This is a genomic window from Actinomadura latina NBRC 106108, assembly GCF_001552195.1.
Classification (GTDB): Bacteria; Actinomycetota; Actinomycetes; order Streptosporangiales; family Streptosporangiaceae; genus Spirillospora; species Spirillospora latina.
The window spans coordinates 1-18,846 of record NZ_BCQS01000006.1 but is presented as its reverse complement, the minus strand read 5'-3'; the positions used below and the strand labels follow the sequence as shown (position 1 = coordinate 18,846).

Sequence of the window (18,846 nt, the reverse complement as noted above, 5' to 3'; positions counted from 1 at the left end):
TTTCGGTTTCAGGTACCGAACGGACAACAGATCCGGCGGGTTGGGGCATGCCTCGCACCTCCGCCGGACACGCCCATCATGCGCAGCGGGGTACGCTGCGCACCTTGGAAGGACGCCCCCCGACCCTTACCGGACGACCGGAATGGGTGGCCGAATCCGGCCACGGCCCGCCGTCGCCCCTGGCAGGCGGCCGGACGTCCTCCACCGTGCGGCGTGCGCCCGGATGCCCGGACGTCGCGGTCCGCGCGCCCGACGGTGCGTCCAGGGGAACGGAGCGGTGATTGGCCGGGATGCGAGGGATCGCGGGGAGCACGCCTCTCGCGCCGCCGCGGCTGCTGCCATGGCGGCTGCGGCCGGGGTGGCCGCTCAGCGTCGCGCTGCTCGGCTTCCCGCTGTGGTGGATCCTCGGCCTGGCCAACATCGTGCTGCTGCTCATCAGCGTGCCGATGGCGCTCACCCTGTGGCGCCGGCGGGGCACGCTGGTCGCGCCCAGCGGCTTCGGCGCCTGGCTGTTCTTCCTCATCTGGGTCGTGCTGGGCGTGCTGGTCCTGTGGGCGGACGCGCCGCTCGCCGAGCCGGGCGGCGGGTTCAGCCGGCTGCTCGTGTACGGCTACCGGCTCGCCTGGTACCTGTCGTTCACCATCGTGCTGCTCTACATCGGCAACATGAGCGAGCGGGAGCTGCCGTCCGGGAAGATCGGCCGGCTGCTCGGCTACATGTTCGTCGTGACGACGATCGGCGGCCTGATCGGCTCGTTCTTCCCGGCGATCCAGCTGACCTCGCCGGTGGAGATGGTGCTGCCGCGGGGCCTGACGGGCAACTCCTTCGTCCGCGACATCGTCCATCCGAGGGTCGCCGAGATCGAGTCGATCCTCGGCTTCGCGCAGTCCCGGCCGATGGCGCCGTTCGCCTACGCCAACACCTGGGGCGCCGCCTACGCGTTCTTCCTCCCCTACTTCCTGCTGACGTGGATCGTCCGCGCCCGGATGCGGCGCCGCGTCTTCGCGCTGATCATCCTCGCGGCGTCGCTGTGGCCGGTCGTGTACTCGCTGAACCGGGGCCTGTGGGGTGCGCTCGGCGCGATCGGGCTGTTCGGCGTCCTCAAGCTCCTCCAGGTGGGCGGGCCGCGGGTGATCGCCTGGACGGCCGGGATGGCCGCCGCCGGCGCGATCGTCGTGGCGCTGTCGCCGCTGCCCGGCCTCGTCCAGGACCGGCTGGACAACCCGCACAGCAACAACCGCCGGACGCTGCTCGCCGAGGAGACCACCCGCAGCGCGCTCATGGGCTCCCCGCTGGTCGGCTTCGGCTCGACCCGCAACGTGCAGGGCGACCTCGGCCAGGTCGCCGGCGGCGCGCGGGTCGGCTGCAAGGCGTGCGAGTCGCCGCCGCTCGGCACCCAGGGCCACCTGTGGCTGCTCATCTTCGCCAACGGCGTCGTCGGGACGATCGCGTTCTGCGCGTTCTTCGCGATCCGGTTCCTGCGGCACTGGCGGGATCGCGGCGCCTACTCGCTGGCGGGCTGCTGCGTGCTGATCGCCTGCACCCTTTTCATGATCACGTACGACATGGTGGAGGTACCGCTGTACACGGTGATGATCGCGGTGGCCCTGATGTGGCGGGCCAGGCGGGACGAGCAGGGCGTCGCGGGCCCGCGTCCGCGCGTCCGCGCGCTGGCCGCCGAGGAGGCGCAGTGACCGGGGCGGCGAACAGCGGGGCGGCGGCGGGCGGTGCGGCGAGCGGGGCCGGCGAGACGCGCGCCGCCTGGATCGCGGCCGTCGAGGAGCTGTGGCCGGACGCGGCGGTCGAGGCGGTCGGCCCCGGGCGGTCCGCGGGGGCGCGCCGCGAGCTGGCCTTCCTGCCGGACGCCCGGCACCCGCGGCTGCTCGTCCCGGCGGGCCTGCCCCGCGCCACGGCCACCGCGCTGCGCCGCTACAGCCACGACCTCGGCGTCAAGCAGCGCGCCTCGCGCGGCCTCACCGCCGCGGCCGTCCGCACCGGGCTGCCGGAGCGGACGCTGCGGGACCGGCTCCGCGTCACCGGCGGCGGCCCCTCCATCGAGGACCGGCTGGCCGAGCTGCTCGGCCGCCCCGTCGTGGTCAGCGTCGGCCTGGGCAGCGCCCGCGCCAACCGCAAGCCGATCCTGCACGTGCTGTCGCCGCGCGGCGAGCCCGTCGCGTTCGTCAAGGTGGGCGACACCGGCACGGCCCGCGGCCTGCTGGACGGCGAGGCCGCCGCCCTCACCTACCTGAACTCCGCCCTGGACCGGACGCGGCTGCACGTCCCGGAGCTGCTGCACCACGGGACGTGGCGGAACCTCGACCTGCTCGTCCTGGAACCGCTGCCGACCAGCGCGCTCGGCTGGCGCCCGCGCGGGCGGGCCCCGGTCGCCGAGATGCGGGCGCTGTTCGAGGTCGGCGGCGTCGAGCGGACGCCGCTGCGCGGCAGCGCGTTCTGGGACGGCATGGCCGCGAGCCCCGCCGGGATACTGGACGAGCGGCAGCGCGCGACGTTCGGCGAGGTCGTCGAGGGCATCGGGAAGGCGCACGGCGACCTGCCCCTCGACTTCGGCGCCTGGCACGGCGACTGGACCCCGTGGAACATGGCCTGGCACCGCGGCGTGCTGCGGCTGTGGGACTGGGAGCGCTTCGCGCGCGGCGTCCCCAACGGATTCGACCTGCTGCACTACCGGCTGCAGGAGGCGATGCGCGCCGCGTCCGGGCCGCCCTACGCGACCTGGCCGGACGGCGCCGCCGCCATGCTCGAACCGCTCGGGCCGGCCGGCGCCGCCGCGGACGCGACCGTCCGCCTCTACCTGCTGGAGCTGTGCCGCCGCTACCTGCTGGCCGCGCAGGAGCCGATCGGCGGCCCGCTGCGCACCGACGCCGAGCGGCTGCTGGCCCTCCTGCACACCGACCTCGGGAGGATCTCGTGATCTCACGCCGCGACGCCCCGCAGTGGGTCAAGGAGGCCGGGCGGGCCGCGACCCGCGCCGGCGGGCGGCTCACCTCCGGCTCCCGGATGCTGCCCGGCTTCCTCATGGTGGGCACGCAGCGCGGCGGCACGACCTCGCTGTTCCGGGCGCTGGCCGCGCACCCGGCCGTCGTCCAGCCGAACTTCCACAAGGGCGTCCACTACTTCGACGTCAACTACCCGCGGGGCCTGTCCTGGTACCGGGGGCACTTCCCGGTCCGGACGCTCGCCGAGCGCCGCGTCGCCGCCGCCCTGGCCGAGGCCGGCCTGGGCGAGGCGCCGCCGCTGGCGTTCGAGTCCGCCGGCTACTACATGCACCACCCGCTGGCACCGGAGCGGATCGCCCGCGACCTGCCCGGCGTGAAGCTCATCGTGCTGCTGCGCGACCCGGTGGTGCGCACCTACTCGGCGCACAAGCACGAGCTGGCCCGCGGGTTCGAGACCGAGCCGTTCGAGCGGGCGCTGGACCTGGAGGCCGAGCGGCTCGCCGGCGAGGTCGAGAAGATCAAGGCCGACCCGGCGTACGTGAGCCACGGCCACCGGCACCACTCCTACGTCGACCGCGGCCAGTACGCCGACCAGATCGAGCGGCTGTTCGAGCTGTTCGGACGCGACCGGGTGCTGGTGGCGTACGCGGAGGACTTCTTCTCCGAGCCCGAGCCCTGCTACGACTCCATCCTGGAGTTCCTCGGCCTGCCGCACTGGCGGCCCGCGTCGTTCGAGCGGCACAACGCCCGGCCGGGGTCCCCGCTGCCGGACCATCTGCAGCGCCGCCTGGCCGACCACTTCGCCCCCTACGACGACAAGCTCGCCGCCCTCCTCGGCGCCGAACCGGCGTGGCGGAGGGACGAGCGGCGATGACCCCGCGATGAAAATGACCCCGCGATGAAGACGGCCCCGCGATGAAGAGGCGCACCCTCGGACCGTCCAGCGTGCAGGCGGAGCCGCCGCTCGCCCCGGACTCCATCCCGGTCACCCGGTACGCGGGCGCGCTCCGCCGGCACCTCGCCGCGCTGCTGATCGCGCTGCTGGCCGGCGGCGCGCTCGGCATCGCGAAGATCGTGCTGACCCCGGCGACGTACACCGCGCGGATCTCGGTGCTGGCGCCGCCGGTGTCGCTGCACCCGGGGTACACGCCGGGACGGCCGCTGAACCCGAAGGAGCGCCAGCCCCGCGACACCACGATGGACACCGAGGCGCAGCTCGTCTGGTCGGACGAGGTGCTGCGCCGGCTCGCCACGTTCCCCGGCTTCGACGCGTCCCGCGCGGAGCTGCGCGAACGCATCGACCTGTCGGTGCCGAACTCCACGCACGTGCTGACGATCGGGGTGCGGGCCGGGTCGCCGAAGGAGGCGCAGAGCGGCGCGCAGGCCACCGCCGAGGCGTACCTGGACCTGCGGCAGCAGATCCTCGGCGGCATCCAGCAGCGCAACCGGGAGGCCCTGGAGAAGTACCTCACCCTGCTGCACAAGCAGTTGCGGACCCTGCCGGGCGACGAGGAGGACCTCACCGGCCACACCGCCCGCACCCGCCGCGAGGAGATCATGCAGCAGATCAAAGACGTGCAGAAGCAGATCTCCGCGCTGAACAGCAAGGTCGTGCAGCCCGGCGAGGTGCTGCGCGGCCCGGCGCTGCCCACCGGCCGGGACGACGCCGGCCGGGACATCGCGCTCGCCGGCGGCATCGGCGTCGGCCTGCTCGGCTGGGTCTCCTTCGTGCTGCTGATCGACCGGCGGCCGCGGCGCATCCGGCGGCCCGCCGACGTCCGGCTGCACGCGCAGCTGCCGATCATGGTGGAGTCGGCGGCGCTCGGCGGCGGCCACCGGGAGATCTGCCGGCGGCTGCGCAACCTGGTCTTCGACGCCGAGGCCACCACCGTCCTCGTCACCGGCGTGCCCGCCTCGGCCGGCACGGCCGTCGCCTACGAGCTGGCCGAGCTGTGCACCGAGGGCGGCTCGGCGACCACCGTGCTGCGGATCCGCAAGGACGGCGAGGACCGCGACCCCGGCGACGTCCCGCCGCCGCGCACCTTCGGCGTCCGGCTGGTGCGCAGCGACGACGACCGGCAGCTCACCCGCGCCGTCGACAGGGCGGGCCGCGAGTCCCGCATCGTCGTGATCACCACACCCGACATCAACGCCGCCGATACGATCAGCGCGGCCGCGGCCAGCGACCTCACCCTGGTCGTGGTGGAACGCGGGCACGCCCTGGACCGCGAGGTGGCGAGCGGCGTCCTCGCCCTCGACCAGTCCGCCAACCCCGCCCGCGGCATCGTGCTGACCAGGCAGAGCCCGGGCACCCCCGTCCGCCGGGTCACCACTCCCGGCCCCGGCTCCCCACGAGGTTGAGATGAACGAAACCGGACCCGCGTCAAGCGCGGATAAAGTCGTGACCATCTGTCCGTCGAGCACGACCCGGATCATCAAGGGGGATCGTCGTGGGAGCTGACCAGACGGCCGACCCGCAGCAGGGTCAGCTGCTGTCCCTGCTCAGGCGGTACGTGCCGCTGCTGATCCTGCTGGCCGTGCTCGGCGCCGGCGCCGGGGTCGGCGCCGCCATCGCGCTGCCCGCGCCGTACAAGGCCACCGCGACCGTGCTGGTCAGCCCGCTGGAGGGCAACCCGTACTCGCCGGACGGCCGCGGCGACGACCTGGTCAACCTGCAGACCGAGGCGCAGCTGGTCACCACCGACCGGGTCGCCAAGATCGCCGGGCAGAAGCTGGGGCACGAGCCGGAGGGGACCGTCGTCGTCGACGTCCCGCCGAACACGCAGGTGCTCAACCTGACCTACACGGCCCGCAGCTCGGCCAACGCGCGCGCCGGCGCGCAGGCGTTCGCCGACGCCTACCTCGCCTACCGGCAGCAGCGCGCCCAGGACGTGGTGAACAACCAGCTCGCCAAGCTGAAGGCGCAGTCCGACAAGGTCCAGCGGCAGCTGCTGAAGACCAACCGGGAGATGGCCGCCGCGACCGGCGCCAAGCGCGCCACGCTGCAGCAGCGCGTCACCGCCTACACCAACCAGCTCGGCGTGATCGACGAGCAGGCCAACGACATCGGCAGCACCCCGATCAGCCCGGGCCAGGTCATCACCCCGGCCGGCGCGCCGGACGGGCCCGGCCAGATCCGCACCGCGATGTTCGGCGCCGGCGGCCTGGCCGGCGGCATCGTCATCGGCCTCGCGGTCGTGCTGCTGCGCGAGCGGCTGAACCAGCGGCTGCGCAACGCCGAGGCGATCGAGGGCATGGGCGTCCGCACCCTGACCACCGTCCCGGCGGGCGGCCCGCCGGGCGACTCGCTCGCCCTGGTCGCCGCGCCGAAGAGCCCGGCCGGCGAGGCGTACCGGCGGCTGCGCGCCGCGGTCGTGGCGACCGCGCCGCAGACCCCGGTGGCGCTGCTGGTCACCAGCGCCACCCCGGGCGGCAGCGCCCGGCTCGCCAGCGCCAACCTCGCGGTCTCGCTGGCGTTCGCCGGCGCCAAGACCATCATGATCGACGCGACCACCGACGACACCGACGTCAGCGCGCTGTTCGGCGCCCGTCCCGGCGGCAAGGGCCTGTCGGACACGCTGCTCAGCGGCACCGACCCGGCGACCCTGCTGATCCACACCGACTCGCAGCTGCGGCTGCTGCCGCGCGGCCCGCGCGCGGCCGAGGCCGCGCACCGGTTCAGCGGCCCGCGGATGCGCGAGGCCGTGAAGGTGCTGCGCCGCCGCAGCGAGTACCTCGTCGTCAACGCCGCCAGCCTGCACGACGCGGACGCGCAGGCGCTCTGCACGTTCGTGGACGCGGTCGTCCTCATCGCCAACCAGGGCGTGACGACGCGGGAGGAGCTCCGCCAGGCGTACGTCGAGGCCGAGCGCGCCGGATGCACCGTGCTGGGCGTGGTGCTGGAGCCGCCGGAGCAGCGCGGCGGGCGCGCGGCGCGGCAGCCGCAGCAGGCCCGGCCGGCCGGCCGGGCGCCGCAGCCCGTCCGGGGCCGGGGCGCCGCCGAGTCGCGCACCGTCGAGTCACGGGCCGTCGAGTCACGGGCCGCCGACCCGCGCGGCAGCGGTGAGCGGCGCGCCCTGTCCGAGGGCTCCCCCACGTGGGCGGACGAGCAGCCGGGCGAGGCCAAGCGGGCCGAGCGGGACGACGACAAGGGCTACTGGCCGGGGATGCCGCACGACGAGGACGACCAGGACCCCGGCGACGGGTCGACCTTGACCACGCAGGCGCTGCCCCAGGTCGGCCGGCCGCCGCGGCAGGCGCCGTCGCGCGGCCCGGGACGGCCGGGCCGGCGTCCCCTGCCGCCGTCGCTGGACCCGCCGTCCGGGCCGGGCAAGCCCGTCGCGCCGCGGCCCGTGCCGCCGGCGGACGTCGCCCAGGGGACCGGACGGCCCGGCTCGGCCCGGTCGAGCGCCGGCAAGACCCGGCCGGCCGGCACCGAGCCCGCCGAGCCCGCCGAACCCCCCGAGCCTGCCGATCCCGCCGAGATCGCCGAGCGGGCGGAGACCGAGGAGGCACTGGAGTCCGCCGCGACGCGGACCCAGGAGGACATCTCCCAGTACATGCCGGCCGAGCTTCCGGACGACCCCGCGGAGGGGCCGGCGCCGACCGCCGACGTCCAGCCGCGCTACGGCAAGAAGCCGCACAAGGCGGGGCGGCATGCCGGGTCCTGAACCGGCCGCGCCGGGCGGGCCCAATCTGAACAGGCTGGCCAGAGGCGGCGCCCTCAACCTGGTGGGCGCCGCGGTCGCGGGCGTCCAGGGGCTCGCGCTGGTCTTCCTCGTCGCGCACCTGTACTCGCAGCGGATCGCGGGCACGTTCTTCGCGGCGACGTCGCTGTTCATCATCCTGCAGGCGGTCTCCGGCCTCGGCACCGACGCCGGGCTGCTGCGCTGGCTGCCCCGCCACCTCGCGCTCGGCGACCGGGCCGCGGCGCGCCGGACGGTGCCGGTGGCGCTCGTCCCGGTCGCGGCGACCGCGGCGATCAGCGCGCTCGTCCTCGTCGCCACCGCGCCGTGGACGGCGGGCCACATCGGCGCCGACGACGCGCACCAGGCCGTGCACATGGTGCGGGTGCTGGCGCTGTTCCTGCCGCTGGCGGGCGCGCACGACGCGCTGCTCGCGGCGACGCGCGGATACGGCTCGATGCGGCCGACCGTCCTCGTCGACAAGATCCTGCGGCAGACGCTCCAGGTCGGCGGCGTGGTCGCGGCCGCGGTGCTGTCCGACGACGCGGTCTGGCTGGCGGCGGCCTGGGCGGCGCCCTACCTGCCGTGCCTGGTCATCGCCGCGCTGTGGTACTTGAAGATCAGCCGCGCGGGCACCGCCGCGGCGCCCGCTCCCCCGGCCGCGCCGGCGGCCGGGCCGCGCCGGCTGGCCGGCGACTTCTGGCGGTTCACGGCGCCGCGCGCGTTCGCGCAGATCTGCCAGACGGCGTTCCAGCGCGCCGACATCGTGCTCGTCGCGGCGCTCAGCTCGCCGCGCGAGGCGGCCGTCTACACCGCCGCGACCCGGTTCATCGTGATCAGCCAGCTCGCCACCCAGGCGGTGCAGAACGTCATGCAGCCCGCGGTGAGCCGGCTGATGGCGCTCGCCGACCGGGCCGGCGCGCAGCGGATCTTCGCCGTGTGCGCGTCCTGGAACCTCGCGCTCGCCTGGCCGGTGCACCTGGCGATCGCGGTCGGCGCGCCGGTGTACGTCGGCTCGTTCGGGCCCGGCTACCGCGGGACGGGCGAGGTCGTCACCGTGATCCTCGCGATGGCGATGCTGGTGGCGACCGCGACCGGCGCCCGCGACGTGATGCTGCTGATGGCGGGCCGCAGCGGGCTGAGCCTGGTCAACCAGAGCACCGCGCTCGGCGTGAACCTGGTGCTGAACGTGCTGCTGATCCCGCCGTTCGGGATCGCCGGGGCGGCCGTGGCGCGGGCGTGCGGGCTGCTCGTCCGGACGCTGCTCGCCCTCGTCCAGGTCCGGAGGATCCTCGGGATGTCCCCGGCGAGCGCCGGGCTGTTCTGGGCGGGCGGCTCGGCGCTGCTCAGCTTCGGCGCGATCCCGCTGGCCGTCCGGTTCGCCGCCGGGTCCAGCCCGGCCGCGCTGGCCGCCGGGCTGATCCCCGGCGCCATCTTGTACTTTGCCCTACTCTGGGGCGGTCGCGAGCGGCTGTCCCTCACCGCCTTCGCCTCCCTGCTGCCGGGGCGGCGGGCCCGCGCAGGCTCCGGGCCCGCGGGTGCCACCGCCCCGCCGGCCGCGGAAACGCCGGCCACGGATGCGCCGACCACGGATGCGCCGACCACGGAAACGACACCTGCCAGGAGCATGCATGCCCACGGGAATTGACCACGTACGCCGCAAGTCCCGCGCGGTGCTGCGCAAGAGCGGGCTCGCACCCAGCGGCCCGGTGTACGGGCGCCTGGTCGACGCCGGGCGCTCCCTGCCGATCCCGGCCGCCGCCCGCGTCGCGGTGTCCACCGCCGTGCTGCGCCGCCCGTGGAAGGTGCCCGTCCGGTTCGACCAGCTCCTGGTGGGCGCGCAGGGCGGCTGGACGGCCCGCGAGTTCGCCGACCGCACCGGCGACCTGCTGTGGCCGTCCACCCCGTTCCTGGACGGTCCGCACGTCGCCCTGCTGCGCCTCGCCGACGAGCACGGCGACCTGGCCGACGAGCAGATCCTGGAGAGCGCCTACGGGCGGCTCGGGCTGCGCTGCATCGAGGCGGGCGGCAACTACTTCGGCGGCACCGACCCGGCCGGCGTCCTCGCGGCGGCCCGCGCGTTCATCGCCCGCCACCGCGGCGAGGACGCGCCGGGCGGGACGCCCCGCCCGCAGCAGAGCGGCCCGCAGGACCCGGTGCTCGTCGCGCCCGTCCGCGGCTCCGACCAGTACCAGATCCTCGACGGCCACCACCGCCTCGCGATCGCCGCGATGAGCGGCGCCGACGGCGCCAGCGTCGTCGCCAAGTGGCTTCCCGTCACCACCCCCCTCCAGGACCTGCTGCTCAAGATGAGCTGGCTCGACGGCACCCACGAGCTGTACCAGCCGATCGACGCGCCCGAGCTGCGGTCCGGCTGGACGACCGTCCGGCAGTGCACCGACCGGCTCGCCAAGATGGACGCGTTCCTCGGCGAGCGCGGCATCGCGGGCGGCCGCTATCTGGACGTCGCCAGCTGCTACGGCTGGTTCGTGTCCCAGCTGGCGCAGCGCGGCTTCGACGCCGAGGGCATCGAGCGCGACCCGCTCGCCGTCCCGCTCGGCCGGGCGATCTACGGGCTCCCGGACGGCGCCGTCTCCACCGGCGACTGCGTGGAGTTCCTCGGCGGCCACGACGCCGCCCGCTGGGACGTGGTGTCGTGCTTCAGCCTCCTGCACCACTTCGTCCTCGGCCGCGGCTCCGTCAGCGCCGAGGAGCTGATCCGGCTCCTCGACCGCGCCACCGGCCGGGTGCTGTTCTTCGACACCGGCCAGGACAACGAGGCGTGGTTCGCCGAGTCGCTGCGCGGCTGGGACCCGCCGCGCGTCGCGCGGTTCCTGCGCGAGAACACGACCTTCGACGAGGTCGTCGACCTCGGTCCCGACGACGACGCCCGCCCGCCCTATGAGGACAACTACGCCAGGCACCTGTTCGCCTGCGTCCGCACGGCATGACGGCGGCGCGGCGCTCGATCGCCGTGCTGCTCGCCGTCCCCGCGGTCCTGGCGGCGGCGGCGTGCGACCGGTCCGCGGCGGGCGGCGCGGCGGCGCCGTCGTCCCCGCCGCCCGCCGCCGGGTCGGCGGGCACCGAGACGGGCACCGTCTGGACGAGCGGCCTCAACGACCACGGGCAGCTCGGCCGCCCCGGCGGGACGATCGACGTGAAACTCGCCCCGGTCACCGGGGTCGGCGGGCAGGGCCGGCTCGGCAGGGTGCGCGCCGTCGCCGGCGGCGGGCGGCATTCGCTGGCGGTCGTCGGCGGCGGCGAGGTCGTCGCGTGGGGCGCCAACGACCACGGCCAGCTCGGCGACGGCACCCGCCGCGACAGCCCCGTCCCCGTCCCCGTCCGCGCGCCGGACGGCCGCCCGGGCACGCTGGACGGGGTCGTCGCGATCAGCGCCAACAACGACTTCTCCATGGCGCTGCGCCGCAACGGCACCGTCGTGACGTGGGGCGCCAACGACCACGGGCAGCGCGGCACCGGCAAGCGCGGCACCGGCAGGCGCGCCAGCCCGCGGGTCCCCACGACCGTGAAGGCGCCGGACGGCCGCAGGCCGCTCACCGGCGTCACCGCGATCGCCGCGGACGGGCACACCGAACTGGTGCTGCGCGGCAACGGGCGGGTCCTCGCATGGGGTGCCAACGACTACGGGATGGTCGGCGACGGCACCCGCCGCGACCGGGCGCTGCCGGTGCCGGTGCGCGGCCTGGACGGCGCCCCGCGGCTGTCCGGCGTGACCCGCGTCGCGATCGGCGGGCAGCACGGGCTGGCGCTGCTGCGGGACGGGCGGCTCGCCTCCTGGGGCCACAACGACCTCGGCCAGCTCGGCGACGGGTCCCGCCAGGACCGGCTCACCCCCGGCCTCGTGTCCGGTGTGGACGGCAAGGGCGTCCTCCGCGACGTCACCGGGATCAGCGCTGCGGAGAAGCACAACTACGCGCTGCGCAAGGACGGCACGGTCGTCGCCTGGGGCAACAACACGGCGGGGCAGCTCGGCGACCGGTCGGTGAACCTCCGCGCGACGCCGGTCGCGGTCGCCGGCGGCCACGGGCCGAAGCTCCGCGGCGTCGCCCAGGTGTTCGCCGGCGAGGCCTACGGCGCCGCGATCCTCACCGACGGGACGCCGCTGACGTGGGGCGCGGGCGGCAGCGGCCAGCTCGGCTCCGGCAACCGGGTGCCGCGCAGCCGTCCCGGCACGCTGGTGATGGCGCACGGCGCCGCGCCGGGCAGGGCACTGTCGGCGGGCGCCGCTGAGCGCCATCTGATCCTGCTGTTGAACCCCGACGGCTCCTAGACGTCCTTCGGGGGCTAGACGTCCTTCGGGGGCTCGACGTCCTTCGGGGGCTGGGCGTCCTTCGGGGGCTCCGGCGCGGAGTCGTCCGCCGTGGGCGCCTCGGCGGGCGGCTGCGGCGCGGGCGGCTGAGGCGCGGTCGGGGCGGGCGGCGCGGCGGGGGTTCCGCTCGCGGCGGCGCCGGCGGGCGCCGGCGTCGCGGAGCGGCGGCGCCACAGCAGGAACCCGGCCCCGGCGGCGGCCACCACGACCACACCGCCGCCGCCGAGCAGGTACGGCGTCATGGAGCCGCCGTCGTCCTTCCGCGCGGGCTCGAAGCCGGCGGCCGGCGCGGTCGGCTGCTGCTCGGCGAGCGTCTTCTCCTCCTGCTGCTCCCGCTGCTTCGTGGACTCCGGCGCGGGCTTGCCGTTGTTGCCGGGCTTGCCGGGCTTCGGCGGCGCGTACTTCGACTCCGGCAGCGTCTGGACGAACTTCAGCAGCGCCAGGTCGGGCTTGCCGTTGCTGCCCTTCACGGCCTTCGCGTAGGCGGTCTTCACCTGGCTCGCCGGCAGCGTGTTGGACGTCGCCTTCAGCTCGTTCCCGGCCAGCACCACGTACGTGCCCTTGCGCTTCATCAGGCCGGGCAGCTGCTGGAGGACCTGCCCCGCGTCGTCCCCGGCCGGGAGGATCGCGATGAACACCGGCACGGACCGGCCCTGCGCCGTGCGGAGCAGCTCCTGCGCCCCGTCCGACTGGTAGTACTTGGCGTGCGAGTCGACGTAGTAGCCGCTCTCGGTGATGCCCTCGGCGACCGCGTCGAGGTCGGCGCCCGCGAACGCGGGCGCGGCGGTCAGGGCGAGCGCCGGCGCCAGCGCCAAAGCCAGCGTCCCGGACGCGACGATGCGGCGGGAAGAGATGTTCACGGAGAGGCTCCTTCTAGCACTGCGACGGGCACCGACAGTACCGGCGCGATGTGGGGAAAGGTGGCGAAAGCCCGGGAATCGGTGCGGGTCGCGTCAGATACCGCGGCCCCTGGTGTGCAGGGCGAGCAGGACGCGCTTGCCGGACACGACACCGGACGCGACGGCCAGCGCGAACGGGACCCGGCGCTCGGCCGGATTGGCCTTGATGGCGCGCGCCGACCAGCGGAGGGCGTCCTTGCGGCGGCCCACGGTCGCGCAGCCGAACGCGAGCTGGCCGTACACGCGCCCAGCGGCGCCCGGCTCCTTCCCAATCTCCGGGTAGTGCTCCAGGAACCACTCCAGCGCGGCCACCTTCGTCTCCCACGCCTGCGCGTAGTACGACGTCAGCCCCCACAGGACGCGGACGTACGGCTCGTCGACGTTCACGACCGGGTGGCGGCGGGCGGCGCGCAGCGCGAGGTCCCAGTCCTCGCCCTGGCTGCCGGGGATCGTCTCGTCCACCATGCCGATCTCGACGAGCGGCTCGCGGCGCGCGACGTAGGTGGACGAGTGGACGCTCATCATGCGGTCGCGGATCAGCGCGTCGTAGGTGACGCGTCCGGTTCCGGCCAGCCGGGGCAGCTCGCGCCCGTCGAAGTCGACGAGGATGCCGGAGCTGCACAGCACCGCGTCCGGCTCGCCTTCGAGCGCCTTCACCTGCGCGGCGAGCTTGCCGGGCAGCCACTGGTCGTCGTCGTCGCAGAACGCGACGAGGTCGGTGTCCAGGGCCAGGATGCCGGAGTTGCGGGCGCCGGCGAGGCCCGGCTCCCGCGTGTTGGCGATGACCTCGACGCGGTCGCCCGCGAGCGACATGTCCGGTTCGGCGCGGTCGAAGACGACGATCGCGCGCAGCCCGCCTTCATAGTCCTGCGCGAGGACCGACTCCAGCGCGCGGCGCAGCAGCTCCGGCCGGTTGTGCGTCGGGAGGACGACGCCGACGGATGGGGGCATCGAGGGCCTGCCTTGTCGCGGGGGGTTCCAGTGGAGGGCGGCGCCGCGGGACCGGCGGCCCCGCGGCGTCCGGTCAGCGCGCGCCGATGATCATGCCGGCCGCGACGGTGTTGTTGGTGGACTCGTCGATCAGGATGAAGCCGCCGGTGAGGCGGTTGCGGGCGTAGTCGTCCACGAACAGCGGCTGGGTGACGCGGAGGGAGACGCGGCCGATCTCGTTCAGGCCGAGCGCGTCCGCCTGCTCGTCGCGGTGCAGGGTGTTGACGTCCAGCCGGTAGTGCAGCTGCTTCACCACCGTCTTCGCGGTGCGGGTCGTGTGCTTGATGACCAGCTTGGAGCGCGGGGTGAGGGTGCGGTCGGGGGTCATCCAGCAGACCATCGCGTCGAGGTCCTGGGCGACCTCGGGACGGTTGTTCGGCCGCGCGATCATGTCGCCGCGGGAGATGTCGATGTCGTCGGCGAGCCGGAGCGTGACCGACATCGGCGCGAACGCCTGCTCCACCGGCCCGGACGGGCCGTCGATGTGGGTGATGGCCGTCGTCAGCCCGGACGGCAGGTGCACGACCTCGTCGCCCGGCTTCAGCACGCCGCCCGCGACCTGGCCCGCATAGCCGCGGTAGTCGTGCAGGTCGGGGTCGGTCGAGGCGTGCGGCCGCACCACGTACTGCACGGGGAACCGCACGTCGATCAGGTTCCGGTCGGACGCGATGTGCACGTGCTCCAGGTGGTGCAGCAGCGACGACCCCTCGTACCACGGCATGTTCACGCTGCGCTCGACGACGTTGTCGCCGTGCAGCGCCGAGATGGGGACGAACGTCATGTCCGTCACGTCGAGCTTGGAGGCGAACGAGGTGAACTCGTCCACGATCCGCTCGTACACGGCGCGGTCGTAGTCGACGAGGTCCATCTTGTTGATCGCCACGACCAGGTGCGGGACCTGCAGGAGCGTGGTGAGGAACGCGTGCCGGCGCGACTGCTCCAGGATGCCCTTGCGGGCGTCCACCAGGATGATCGCGAGGTCGGCGGTCGAGGCGCCCGTCACCATGTTCCGGGTGTACTGGATGTGCCCCGGCGTGTCGGCGATGATGAACTTGCGGCGCGGCGTCGCGAAGTAGCGGTACGCGACGTCGATCGTGATGCCCTGCTCCCGCTCGGCGCGCAGGCCGTCGGTGAGCAGCGCCAGGTTCGTGTACTCCTCGCCGCGCTCGGTGCTCGTGCGCTCCACCGACTCCAGTTGGTCCTCGAAGATGGACTTGGAGTCGAACAGCAGCCGGCCGATCAGCGTCGACTTGCCGTCGTCGACGCTGCCGGCGGTGGCGAACCGCAGCAGGTCCATCGGCTTGCCCGTCGGCCCCGCCTCGGCGGGCTCGTTCCCGGCCATCAGAAGTAGCCCTCCTTCTTGCGGTCCTCCATCGCGGCCTCACTGGTGCGGTCGTCGGCGCGGGTCTGGCCGCGCTCGGTGATCCGGGTCGCCGCGATCTCCTCGATCACCTCGTCCAGCGAGGACGCCGCCGACTTCACCGCGCCCGTGCAGGACGCGTCCCCGACCGTCCGGTACCGGACCGTCGCCTGGAACTCCGGCTCGTCGTCGCCGCGGTTCGCGAAGCCCGTCTCGGCGTCCAGCAGCAGCCCGTCCCGCTCGAACACGCGGCGGGTGTGCGCGAAGTAGATCGAGGGGAGCGCGATCTCCTCCCTGCGGACGTAGTCCCAGATGTCCAGCTCCGTCCAGTTGGACAGCGGGAACACCCGGACGTGCTCGCCCTGTGCGATCTTCGTGTTGAAGACGTTCCACAGCTCCGGGCGCTGGTTCTTCGGATCCCACTGCCCGAACTCGTCCCGGAACGACACCACGCGCTCCTTGGCGCGGGCCTTCTCCTCGTCCCGCCGCGCGCCGCCGAACGCCGCGTCGAACCGGTGCTCCTCGATCGCGTCCAGCAGCGGCGCGATCTGCAGCCGGTTCCGCGACGCCCGCCGCCCCTTCTGCTCGGTCACCCGGCCGCTGTCGATCGCGTCCTGCACCGACGCCACCACCAGCCGGACGCCCAGCTCGGCGACCCGCCGGTCGCGGAACTCGATCACCTCGGGGAAGTTGTGCCCGGTGTCGACGTGCATCACCGGGAACGGGATCGGCGCGGGCCGGAACGCCTTCTCGGCCAGCCGCAGCATCACCAGGCTGTCCTTGCCGCCCGAGAACAGCAGCACCGGCCGTTCGAACTCGGCCGCCACCTCCCGGAAGATGTGGATCGACTCGGCTTCAAGGACGTCCAACTGCGACAGCAGGTAATCGGAACGCTGCATGGTCTGGGGCTCTCTCCACGCTTTCTGGCAGATGCAACCGGTGGCCACGGGACGGGATGTCCCACCCGGAACGGATTAATCGGGGTGTGCGCCGCTGACTCCCGCGATGCCGGTCAGCAGCATCGACGCCGACGCGGGATGGCACACCAGGATATCCGGGAGCCGCGGGTCCTCCCGGTTGTACTCCAGCGGCGACCCGTCGATGCGGGAGGCGTGCGCCCCCGCGCCGAGCGCCACCGCCGCCGGCGCCGCCGAATCCCACTCGTACTGGCCACCCGCGTGCACGTACGCGTCGACCTCGCCGAGCAGCACCGCGGAGATCTTCGCCCCCGCCGAGCCGATCGGCACCAGTTCCACGTCCGCGTCGAGGCGGTCGGCGAGCTGCCGGACGAACTCGGGCGGCCGCGTGCGGCTGACGGCGACGCGGAGCTTGCCCGCGTCCGGCGCCGGGACGTGCAGCGGCACCTCCCGCGGCTGCGCGGCGCCCGGACCGGCCGTCAGCGGATCGGGCTCCCCCGGCTCCGTCCGGACGAGCGACGCGCCGCCCGTCGCGTCCGTGCGGAGCGTCAGCCCCTGCGCCGGCAGCGCCACCGCGCCGGCGGCCAGCCGCCCCCTCCCGGCCGCGTCCCGCACCCAGAGCGCCACGTGGACGGCCCAGTCGCGGCGGCCCTCCTCGGAGAACTCGCGGGTGCCGTCCAGCGGGTCGACGATCCACACCCGGCCGGCGGTGAGCCGCTCGGCGGTCGCGGTGTTGCGGGTCGGCGCGCGGTCGTCGCCCTCCGCCCGCTTCCCCGCCACCGAGGAACGCCCCTCCTCGGACAGGACGGCGTCGCCGGGACAGCGCTCGGCCAGCGCCGCCACGAGGTACTCGTGCGCCCGCAGGTCGCCCGTGTCCTTCAGGACCCGCGCGTCCGCGAACCCCACCTCGTCCCGCACGCCCAGCAGCAGCCGGCCCGCCGCGCCGGCGAGCTCCGCCGCCAGCGCGTGGTCGTCCACATCCGTCATCCGCTGATCACAATCCCGACTCGAATGGTCTGTTCGGTCTACTTTCTCATGCCTACCCGAGCCGGCCCGATGCCCGGGTCCCGCTCAGTAGGCGCCGGAACCCCGGAACACCGCGGACCAGGTCTTCCACATGATCTGCAGATCCATGGCGAGCGTCCAGTTGTCGACGTAGCGCAGGTCGAGCCGCACCGACTCCTCCCACGACAGGTCGGACCGGCCGCTCACCTGCCACAGGCCCGTCAGCCCCGGCTTCACCACCAGCCGCCGGTACACGTCGCCGCCGTACTGGGCGACCTCCTCCGGCAGCGGCGGGCGCGGGCCCACCAGCGACATGTCGCCGCGCACCACGTTGAACAGCTGCGGCAGCTCGTCCAGCGAGTAGCGGCGCAGCCACCGGCCCACCCGGGTGATCCGCGGGTCCTCACGGATCTTGAACAGCACGCCGTCGTTCTCGTTGGCCGCCATCAGCTCGACCTTGCGGGCCTCGGCGTCGGCCACCATCGTGCGGAACTTCAGCACGGTGAACTCCCGGCCGCCGCGCCCGACCCGGACCTGCCGGAACATCACCGGTCCCGCGCTCGTCACCTTGATCAGGAACGCGACGATCAGCAGCAGCGGGCTCAGCGCCAGCAGCCCGCCGAGCGCGGCCGCCCGGTCGAACAGGCCCTTGAAGACCTTGCGGCCGCCGTCCAGCTCCGGGTGCTCCACGTGCAGCAGCGGCAGCCCCGACACCGGGCGGATCGAGATCCGCGGGCCGGTCACGTCCATCAGCGCCGGCGCCACCACGAGCTCGATGTCGTCGCGCTCGATCTGCCACGCCAGCCGGCGCAGCGCCACCCCGTCCATCTCCGGGCAGGCCAGCACCGCCACCGAGTCCGCGCCGATCCGGTCGGCCACCGCCGCCGCCTGCGCGAAGTCGCCCAGCACCGGGACGCCCTCCACCTCGGCGACCGCGTCGTCGCCGGACGCGAGCGCGGGCGGCAGGCACACCGCCGCGATGTCCATGCCGTGGTAGCGCTTCTTGCGCAGCAGCCGGATCAGGTCGGCCACCGACGTCCGGTGCCCCACCGCGACCACGCGGCGCATGCACTCGCCGTTCCAGCGCTTCTTGTGCAGCCACTTGCGCAGCCGGTACCGCGCGACGAGCGCGAGGAACGTGCCGAGCGGCAGCGCCATCACCACGTAGCCGCGCGCCACCTCGGTCTTCGTCGCGTACGCCAGGATCGCGACCGTCGCCGTCAGGATGAACCCGGCGCGCAGCACCCGGTGGAACTCCTCGTACCCGACGCCGATGTACCGGGGCTGGTAGGCCCGGCACAGCGACAGCGTCGGCAGCCACACGACGGGGAGGAGGACGGTCAGCGCGACGTACGGCGCGTTCAGCTCGGTGGGGACGCCGGGGAACCGGAGCACGAACGCGATCACTCCGGCCATCAGCATGCTGAGGACGTCGAGCCATTTCGCGACCCTGCGGTACTTCCCGCTCCAGTTCGGCGACGGGGTGCGCCCCTGCTCATGGTGGGTCGATGACTCGGCCTGGACCTTGTCAACGACGGCCATAGAGCACTCACCAATCCCCTGTAACACGCGCCCCGTCAGCGCGATTCACACCGAAGACGGCTGAACGTCGCCTGAGCCTGGATCCACGGCGTGATTTCCGGTGATCCATGTTGGTTCCGATCTCGTCATGAGAGCCGGTCTGCTTGGCAGAGCGGCATTTC

At 74.2% G+C, this 18,846-nt stretch carries 14 protein-coding genes; 8 read left to right on the top strand and 6 right to left on the bottom strand.

Translation table 11 applies throughout. The features are described 5' to 3' along the window. Positions 1-290 precede the first annotated feature (290 nt). From AL2_RS10760 to AL2_RS10725, 8 genes are all read left to right on the top strand, one after another. On the top strand, positions 291-1,694 hold the full coding sequence (locus tag AL2_RS10760; protein ID WP_067632652.1) for a hypothetical protein: 1,404 nt from the start codon (positions 291-293) through the stop codon (positions 1,692-1,694). Continuing rightward, on the top strand, positions 1,691-2,932 hold the full coding sequence (locus AL2_RS10755; RefSeq protein WP_245666534.1) for a hypothetical protein: 1,242 nt from the start codon (positions 1,691-1,693) through the stop codon (positions 2,930-2,932). The genes AL2_RS10760 and AL2_RS10755 overlap by 4 nt, the downstream gene beginning before the upstream one ends. Next, positions 2,929-3,831 carry a sulfotransferase domain-containing protein gene (locus AL2_RS10750; protein ID WP_067632651.1) on the top strand — a complete coding sequence of 301 codons (903 nt, stop codon included), beginning with the start codon at positions 2,929-2,931 and terminating at the stop codon, positions 3,829-3,831. The genes AL2_RS10755 and AL2_RS10750 overlap by 4 nt, the downstream gene beginning before the upstream one ends. A gap of 41 nt (positions 3,832-3,872) precedes the next feature. Then, positions 3,873-5,318, top strand: coding sequence for a GumC domain-containing protein (locus AL2_RS10745; RefSeq protein WP_067632649.1), 1,446 nt, complete (start codon positions 3,873-3,875; stop codon positions 5,316-5,318). Between the two features lie 89 nt (positions 5,319-5,407). Next, complete coding sequence (locus AL2_RS10740; RefSeq protein WP_067632646.1) at positions 5,408-7,627, top strand: tyrosine-protein kinase domain-containing protein; 2,220 nt, start codon at positions 5,408-5,410, stop codon at positions 7,625-7,627. Continuing rightward, positions 7,614-9,290, top strand: coding sequence for an MATE family efflux transporter (locus AL2_RS10735; protein WP_157438091.1), 1,677 nt, complete (start codon positions 7,614-7,616; stop codon positions 9,288-9,290). The genes AL2_RS10740 and AL2_RS10735 overlap by 14 nt, the downstream gene beginning before the upstream one ends. Beyond that, the gene (locus AL2_RS10730) at positions 9,274-10,593 is read left to right on the top strand and encodes a ParB N-terminal domain-containing protein (RefSeq protein WP_067632644.1); all 1,320 of its coding nucleotides are present in this window, start codon (positions 9,274-9,276) and stop codon (positions 10,591-10,593) included. The genes AL2_RS10735 and AL2_RS10730 overlap by 17 nt, the downstream gene beginning before the upstream one ends. Further along, positions 10,590-11,933, top strand: coding sequence for an RCC1 domain-containing protein (locus tag AL2_RS10725; protein ID WP_067632643.1), 1,344 nt, complete (start codon positions 10,590-10,592; stop codon positions 11,931-11,933). The genes AL2_RS10730 and AL2_RS10725 overlap by 4 nt, the downstream gene beginning before the upstream one ends. A 14-nt stretch (positions 11,934-11,947) precedes the next feature. Here AL2_RS10725 and AL2_RS10720 read toward each other — a convergent pair whose 3' ends face one another. The 6 genes from AL2_RS10720 to AL2_RS10695 form a co-directional block, all read right to left on the bottom strand. Next, positions 11,948-12,832, bottom strand: a complete 885-nt coding sequence (locus AL2_RS10720) for a hypothetical protein (RefSeq protein ID WP_067632641.1) — start codon at positions 12,830-12,832, stop codon at positions 11,948-11,950. Positions 12,833-12,925: 93 nt separating this feature from the next. Next, on the bottom strand, positions 12,926-13,822 hold the full coding sequence (locus AL2_RS10715) for a glycosyltransferase family 2 protein (RefSeq protein ID WP_067632639.1): 897 nt from the start codon (positions 13,820-13,822) through the stop codon (positions 12,926-12,928). A gap of 73 nt (positions 13,823-13,895) precedes the next feature. Next, a complete protein-coding gene (locus AL2_RS10710) occupies positions 13,896-15,158 on the bottom strand; it encodes a sulfate adenylyltransferase subunit 1 (RefSeq protein WP_067633056.1) in 1,263 nt (420 codons plus the stop codon). A gap of 44 nt (positions 15,159-15,202) precedes the next feature. After that, entirely contained in the window at positions 15,203-16,120 is a 918-nt protein-coding gene (cysD, locus tag AL2_RS10705) for a sulfate adenylyltransferase subunit CysD (protein WP_067632637.1), read from the bottom strand. 75 nt (positions 16,121-16,195) lie between these two features. After that, complete coding sequence (locus AL2_RS10700) at positions 16,196-17,125, bottom strand: inositol monophosphatase family protein (RefSeq protein ID WP_067632635.1); 930 nt, start codon at positions 17,123-17,125, stop codon at positions 16,196-16,198. An 84-nt stretch (positions 17,126-17,209) separates the two neighbouring features. Further along, positions 17,210-18,685 carry a sugar transferase gene (locus AL2_RS10695; RefSeq protein ID WP_067632633.1) on the bottom strand — a complete coding sequence of 492 codons (1,476 nt, stop codon included), beginning with the start codon at positions 18,683-18,685 and terminating at the stop codon, positions 17,210-17,212. Positions 18,686-18,846: the final 161 nt, after the last annotated feature.

Bases quoted from the DNA above. Each gene is read 5' to 3' on its own strand.
- AL2_RS10760 (WP_067632652.1), top strand. From the start codon at position 291: ATGCGAGGGATCGCGGGGAGCACGCCTCTCGCGCCGCCGCGGCTGCTG.
- AL2_RS10745 (WP_067632649.1), top strand. From the start codon at position 3,873: ATGAAGAGGCGCACCCTCGGACCGTCCAGCGTGCAGGCGGAGCCGCCG.
- AL2_RS10735 (WP_157438091.1), top strand. From the start codon at position 7,614: ATGCCGGGTCCTGAACCGGCCGCGCCGGGCGGGCCCAATCTGAACAGG.
- AL2_RS10730 (WP_067632644.1), top strand. From the start codon at position 9,274: ATGCCCACGGGAATTGACCACGTACGCCGCAAGTCCCGCGCGGTGCTG.
- AL2_RS10725 (WP_067632643.1), top strand. From the start codon at position 10,590: ATGACGGCGGCGCGGCGCTCGATCGCCGTGCTGCTCGCCGTCCCCGCG.
- AL2_RS10715 (WP_067632639.1), bottom strand. From the start codon at position 13,822: ATGCCCCCATCCGTCGGCGTCGTCCTCCCGACGCACAACCGGCCGGAG.
- AL2_RS10710 (WP_067633056.1), bottom strand. From the start codon at position 15,158: ATGGACCTGCTGCGGTTCGCCACCGCCGGCAGCGTCGACGACGGCAAG.
- cysD (WP_067632637.1), bottom strand. From the start codon at position 16,120: ATGCAGCGTTCCGATTACCTGCTGTCGCAGTTGGACGTCCTTGAAGCC.
- AL2_RS10700 (WP_067632635.1), bottom strand. From the start codon at position 17,125: ATGACGGATGTGGACGACCACGCGCTGGCGGCGGAGCTCGCCGGCGCG.
- AL2_RS10695 (WP_067632633.1), bottom strand. From the start codon at position 18,685: ATGGCCGTCGTTGACAAGGTCCAGGCCGAGTCATCGACCCACCATGAG.